Source organism: Acidithiobacillus sp. TH-A35 (genome assembly GCF_057473505.1).
The window spans coordinates 1-6,615 of the sequence record NZ_JBYCKR010000206.1 but is presented as its reverse complement, the minus strand read 5'-3'; the positions used below and the strand labels follow the sequence as shown (position 1 = coordinate 6,615).

The 6,615-nt window shown below is 59.0% G+C and carries 6 protein-coding genes; all 6 read right to left on the bottom strand.

Annotated elements, in window-relative coordinates; translation table 11 throughout:
* Positions 1–27 precede the first annotated feature (27 nt).
* From aroA to serC, 6 genes are read right to left on the bottom strand one after another with little or no spacing between them, the layout of a single operon-like run.
* Positions 28–1,329, bottom strand: a complete 1,302-nt coding sequence (gene aroA / locus AC2VNK_RS07160; protein ID WP_486883301.1) for a 3-phosphoshikimate 1-carboxyvinyltransferase — start codon at positions 1,327–1,329, stop codon at positions 28–30.
* 3 nt (positions 1,330–1,332) lie between these two features.
* Positions 1,333–2,208: a prephenate dehydrogenase gene (locus tag AC2VNK_RS07155; RefSeq protein ID WP_486883300.1), complete on the bottom strand. Its 876-nt coding sequence runs from the start codon at positions 2,206–2,208 to the stop codon at positions 1,333–1,335.
* A gap of 1 nt (position 2,209) precedes the next feature.
* Positions 2,210–3,226: a 3-deoxy-7-phosphoheptulonate synthase gene (aroF, locus tag AC2VNK_RS07150; protein ID WP_291524232.1), complete on the bottom strand. Its 1,017-nt coding sequence runs from the start codon at positions 3,224–3,226 to the stop codon at positions 2,210–2,212.
* 4 nt (positions 3,227–3,230) lie between these two features.
* Positions 3,231–4,328, bottom strand: a complete 1,098-nt coding sequence (gene hisC / locus AC2VNK_RS07145) for a histidinol-phosphate transaminase (RefSeq protein ID WP_291524234.1) — start codon at positions 4,326–4,328, stop codon at positions 3,231–3,233.
* Entirely contained in the window at positions 4,328–5,410 is a 1,083-nt protein-coding gene (gene pheA, locus AC2VNK_RS07140; RefSeq protein ID WP_291524236.1) for a prephenate dehydratase, read from the bottom strand. Before pheA ends, hisC begins: the two co-directional genes overlap by 1 nt.
* Positions 5,411–5,419: 9 nt before the next feature.
* Positions 5,420–6,508 carry a 3-phosphoserine/phosphohydroxythreonine transaminase gene (gene serC / locus AC2VNK_RS07135; RefSeq protein ID WP_486883299.1) on the bottom strand — a complete coding sequence of 363 codons (1,089 nt, stop codon included), beginning with the start codon at positions 6,506–6,508 and terminating at the stop codon, positions 5,420–5,422.
* Between the last annotated feature and the right edge of the window lie 107 nt (positions 6,509–6,615).

Sequence of the window (6,615 nt, the reverse complement as noted above, 5' to 3'; positions counted from 1 at the left end):
CATCCAGGGTGATGACGGGGATGATATTCATGCGCTTACCATCTCTAGCAACAACCCGGCCTGCTGTGCCAGAGCGGGAAAACTCGGAAAGGACGTAGCCACATTGGCACAGTCGAGAATTTCGATATCCCCTTGCGCCACCAGTGCCGCCATAGCGAAGGCCATCGCGATACGATGATCTCCGTGACTGTTTACCTGGCCACCCAGCAGCGGTGATCCGCTGATAATGGCTCCATCCGCGCGCTCTTCTATAGTGGCACCCAGTGCACGCAGCCCACCAGCCATCACCGCGATGCGGTCACTTTCCTTGACACGGAGTTCTTCGGCGCCGGTAATCACCGTCTGCCCCTTCGCACACGCCGCCGCTATGAACAGCGCGGGAAACTCATCAATAGCCAGAGGTACCAGACGGGGAGGGATAGCGATGCCTTGCAACGGTGCATAGCGGACGCGGATATCGGCGACCGGCTCACCGCCCACTTCGCGCAAGGCGGTCAGGTCAATCCGAGCACCCATGCGGGTGAGGATTTCGATGATACCGGTCCGGGTCGGATTGATACCAACACCTTCCAGGGTGAGATCGGAGCCCGGCGCGATAGTGGCACCGAGCAGGAAGAAAGCCGCCGAAGAAATATCGCCCGGCACCTGCAGCGACTGCCCGTGCAACTGACCACCGCTGCGCAGACAAATGCGTGGACCCTGACGCTCCAATGGATAGCCGAAGCCTTGCAGCATCCGCTCGCTGTGATCGCGGGTGGGCGCGGGCTCGGTCACGCAGGTTTGCCCGTCGGCATACACTCCGGCCAACAGCACGGCGGATTTGACCTGGGCGCTAGCCACCGGCAGCGCATACTCGATGCCATGCAGGGGCCGTCCATGAATATGCAAGGGTGCCCTGCCCTCCTGCGCGGTGATTTCCGCGCCCATGGCACGCAACGGGTTCAGCAAGCGGCCCATCGGTCGCTTCTGCAAACTGGTGTCGCCAATCAAAGTGCTGGAAAAAGCCTGCCCGGCCAGCACCCCCGCCAGCAGACGCATGGCCGTACCGGAGTTTCCACAATCCAACGGGACAGCAGGCGCATGCAACCCATGCAGGCCGGCACCCTGTATGCGCAAATGCCCATTATTCGGCCCTTCCATTTCGACGCCCATCGCGCGAAATGCGGCGATGGTGGCGAGCACGTCCGCACCCTCCAGCAACCCCTCTACTTCGGTGATGCCTTCGGCAAGCGCGCCAAGAATAACGGCACGATGGGAAATGGATTTGTCGCCGGGGACCGAAAAACGACCTTTGAGCTGACCACCTGGATGTACAAGATATCTGGACATAATTCAGGAATGCACCGGAGGAAATTGAAATTTTTGTCGGCAGCGCTGACCACGTCCCAGCAGATCATTCAGCGCCTGGGCATCGTTACCCGCCAGCATCCGCTCGGCGGCGCCAAGAGTCCTTTGCACCGTGCTCAAATGCTGGCGGACAGCGGCACGATTCTCCCAGAGGATCTCGGCCCAGAGCAGGGGATCCGAGGCGGCGATACGGGAAAAGTCGCGCAGACCGCCACCCGCCAATTGCTGCAGCACATTCGCCTGATCCTCCAAACCTGCCATGTAGGCAAAAGCCAGCAGATGTGGCACATGGCTGGTGGCAGCCAAAGCATGATCGTGGGCTTCCGGCGTCATTTGAACGATGGTGGCTCCGAACATTTGCCAGAATGTGCGCATAGCCTCCAGGGACCCGTCTGCCTGACCCGGCAACGGGGTCAAGATCACTCGTGCGCCCTGATAGAGCCCCTTCCGAGCCGCACCAAAGCCGGTTTTTTCGCCACCCACCAAGGGATGTGCCGCCACAAAACGATTCCCTAAAAGCCGAGCACCGAGCTGCGCTACCGGCACTTTGATGCTCGCGACATCGCTAACCACTGCCGTTGGAGACGCCAGACGCGCCACCTCTGGCAACTGCGCCATGAGCACCTGCGGAGGCGTGGCCAAAATGACCAGGTCAGCGTCCTGCAATGCGGGGGCAAGGACATGACTCAGCTTGACCTGCCACTTACCTGCTGCCTTACGAATCCGCCTTGCTTCTTCCTTATCCGCGACCACGCCCCAGACTGTTCCGCTGAAATCCGCCGCGCGCAGGGCTTTGGCGACACTTCCCCCTATCAGGCCAAGGCCGACAATGGCGACCCGTTGGAAGGGAAAGTCTGGCATGCTAGAGCTCGCGGCCGATGGCCTCGGCAATCTTGCGCAGATCACCCATCAGTGTCATGAGTTGCTCCGGACTCAAGGCCTGATCGGCATCGCACCAGGCTTCTTGGGGACAGGGATGCGACTCCACCAGCAAACCATCTGCACCAGCCGCAATGGCCGCCTTGGACAATTGCGGCACCAGCCAGGCCTTACCGCCCGCGTGACTGGGATCGACGATAACCGGCAGATGCGTCTCCCGCTTGAGGACCGGTATAGCGGTGACATCGAGGACATTGCGATAGGCCGTCTCAAAGGTGCGAATACCACGCTCGGCGAAAATAATCCGGTGATTGCCGTGAGCAGCAATATATTCAGCCGCCATGAGCCATTCCTTGATGGTAGCACTCAGGCCACGTTTAAGGATAACCGGCACATCCAGGCGACCGACTTCTTTGAGGAGATCAAAATTCTGCATGTTGCGCGTGCCGATCTGAATGATATCCACCCCTTTTTCGAGGAAAAGATCAATCTTGCGGACATCCATCAGCTCGGTGACGATGGGCAAACCGACGGCATCCGCAGCGGCCCGAAAATAATCCAGGCCTTCATCGCCCACGCCCTGAAAGGTGTAGGGGCTGGTGCGAGGTTTGAAAGCTCCGCCACGCATCAGGCGGCAGCCTGCCGCCCTGACGGCTTCTGCGGAGCTGCGCATCTGTTCAGGTGTTTCGACCGAACAGGGGCCAGCGATCACTTGAATCTGATTGCCGCCGATGGGCACACCACGCACCTCGATCACGGTGTCGGTGGATTTGAACTCACGACTAACGAGTTTGTAGGGTTTAAGAATAGGCATGACCTGTTCCACAGCAAGCAAAGATTCCAAGGCTCCCTCGGGCAGCAACCGTTCATCTCCTAACAGGCCCACCACGGTGCGCTCGGAACCGGTACTGACCATGGGCTGCAGGCCAAACTGGCGGATACGCTCCAGCAACTGCTCCATCTGCTCTGCGGTAGCTTGTGGCTTAACAATGACGATCATAAAATTACAGGACCTCGCCCAGCATTTTTAGAAAACGTTGATTTTCCACCGGCAGACCAACACTGACCCGCAGATGATCCGGCATGCCGTAAGGGGTAAGCGGCCGGATGATTACGCCCCGATGCAACAGCGCGTCGTAGACACGCTGCCCCCCCCCCGGTACGGCAAAGGCGGTAAAGTTGCCTGCAGGCGGCAGGATTGTCAATCCAAGATTACGTAATCCGTCGCGGAGGGCCACGATCCCTTGGCGATTGTTGGCCAGGGTAGCCTGTAGATGGGCGCGGTCGGTGAGCGCAGCGTGCGCTGCCACCTGCGCTAACGTATTAACATTAAAGGGCTGACGAACCCGCTCCAGCACCGCTATCAGGTCAGGGTGGCCGATGCCGTAACCGCAACGCAGGCCTGCCAGCCCATAGGCCTTAGAAAAGGTCCGGGTAACTATCAGGTTGCTGAAGCGCCGCAGCCATAGCTTACCGTCGGGATAATCCGCGGTATCCATCAGTTCCAGGTAAGCCTCATCCAGCACCACCAGGGCATGTGAGGGCACGCTGTCGACAAAGGCCTCCAGTGCCTCAGCAGAAAGGTGGGTACCCGTGGGATTGTTGGGGTTGGCGATAAACACCAGCCGGGTTTTTGCGTTGAGCAGGCCGGCCATGGCATCCAGATCATGGCCGTAATCCCGCGCAGGGGCAATCCGCAGGGTCGCTCCGTTCGCCTGCGCGGCAATGGCGTAAGCAGCAAAGGCATACTGGGAAACAATCACCTCGGTGCCCGGCCCGGCAAAGGCGCGTACAGCAAACTCCACCACCTGATCAGAACCGTTGCCGAAGATAAATTGCCGCGGGTCCAGATCCAACTGATATGCCAGCAGTGCGCGCAACTCCGGCGCCGACCCCTCGGGATACAGGGCCAGGGTGGGCAGCGCATCGCGGATAGCCGCCAGCGCCGCGGGGCTGGGTCCCAGCGGATTTTCATTGGAGGCCAGTTTGATGGCATCACGGATACCCAGTTCCCGTTCCAGTTCCGCCAAGGGTTTACCCGGCTGATAAGGACGCAAGTCAGACACCCCCGCTGCCGCATATTCCAGATATTTATTGCGCATTAAAATACCGCTCTGGGATAACTGCCGAGACAACGATAGAAAGACGCCTGTTGCGCAAGGGCATCCAGCACCGGTGCAATGGCGGCATCTTGACGATGACCGAGCAGATCGAGATAAAAGACATACTCCCAAACAGCGGAGCGTGCCGGTCGCGACTCAATGCGCGTGAGGCTGATCCCCGCATCGGCCAATGGCGACAGCAGCGCATGCAGGCTCCCCGGGCGATTGGCCGCGGCTACCACCAGACTGGTCTTGTCGTTCCCTGTGGAGCGGGTACTGATCTTACCGATCACCAAAAAGCGCGTGGTGTTCTCGGGATTGTCTTCAATACTGGCGGCCAGAATATCGAGGCCGTAAGCCTCGGCAGCCACGGTAGTGGAAATAGCGCCACCCTCTGCATCCGCCGCTGCGCGTTCAGCAGCCACGGCATTACTGGGGACGTCCACCAATTGTACCTGCGGTAGGTGTGCGGCAAGCCACTGGCGACACTGGGCACGAGTCTGGTAGTGCACATAGACCCGTTGGATCGCATCCATGGAGCATTTAGCCACCAGATTATGGACGATGCGTAACTGCACCTCACCGCAAATATGCAGCGGATAATCCAGTAGCAGATCGAGGCTGAGATTGACAGAACCCTCGGTGCTGTTTTCCACCGGCACCACGCCGAACTGCGCCTGCCCACTGTCCACCAAAAGAAAAATCTCGGCAATCCCCGTGGTGGGTTGCAACACCGCAGCCCGCCCGAAATGCTTTTGCGCAGCCATTTGCGTGAAGGTGCCTGCCGGCCCGAGATAGGCCACCTGTAACGGCTCTTCCAGGGCCAGGCCAGCAGAAATGATTTCGCGAAAGATAGTGGCGATTTGCTCCGCAGAGAAGGGTCCGGGATTCTCGGCCATCAGCCGACGGAGAATTTCGGACTCCCGATCAGGATGGTAGAAATTTGTCTCATCAGCGGCGCGTTTGACTTCACCTACTTCGGCCGCCAAGCGGCCTCTCTCTGCCAGCAAATGGAGGATTTCTCCGTCTACGACATCAATAGCGGCGCGCAATTCAGGCAACGTTCGTACAGTCGCGGACAAGTTGCCTCCCTAACCCTGACGGCGGGCAAAATCCCGCATGAAGTCGACCAGCGCCCGCACCCCGGCCTCCGGCATGGCGTTGTAGATAGAAGCGCGCATACCACCGAGCAGGCGGTGCCCCTTGAGCTGGAGGAGCCCCTGCTCATCCGCCTCTTTCAGGAATATCGCGTCCAATACCGCATCGTGCAAGGTAAAGGGCACGTTCATCTGCGAGCGGTTGCGGTGCTCGATGGCGTTGTTATAGAAGCCGCCAGAGTTATCAATCGCCGCATACAGCAATGCGGCCTTACGCGCATTGACCTCCGCCATAGCGTCCAGCCCACCCAATTGTTTCAACCACTTGAACACCAAACCAGCCACGTAAATAGCAAAGGTAGGAGGTGTATTATGCATGGAGCCCTCTTTGGCATGCACGGCGTAGTCCAGCATGGTTGCAGTACCGGCTGGCGCATGACCGATGAGGTCTTCACGAACAATAACCAGAGTCAGACCGGCCGGCCCGATATTCTTCTGGGCACCGGCATAAATGAGGCCAAAACGGCTGACGTCCGCCGGCTTCGAGAGAATATGGGAAGAGGCATCACTCACCAGCGGAATATCGCCCAGTTCCGGGATAAAATCGAACTCCAGACCACCGATGGTTTCATTACCGGCAATATGCACGTAGGCAGTATCGGCGCTAACCCGCCACTCCGATTGCAGAGGCACCACACGAGCCTGGCGATCCGCATTGCTGGCCGCCACTTCGACGATCGCAAAACGCCTGGCCTCGCTCATGGCCTTTGCAGACCAGATACCGGTCTGCACATAACTCGCCCGCCCATGACCACGCAACAGATTGATGGGGACCATGGCAAACTGCAGGGTCGCTCCACCCTGCAAAAACAGCACCTTGTAATGGGTGGGAATCTGCAGGAGGTCACGGAGGTCCTGTTCGGCCCCGGCGATAATCTGCATGTAGTCGGCACTGCGATGACTCATTTCCATGACCGAAATACCACGGCCATGCCAATCGAGCAATTCCGCCTGCACCTGCTCCAGCACCGCATGGGGGAGCATCGCCGGACCCGCGCCAAAATTATAAACAGGATAGTTCATTATGTGTTACTGGGGCAGATCAGTCTGCTCCCCCTCCTCTTCTTCTGTATCGGCAATCAATGCCAGTCCCGCCAATTGCTCGCCCTCGCCCAGGTTAATCAGGCGCA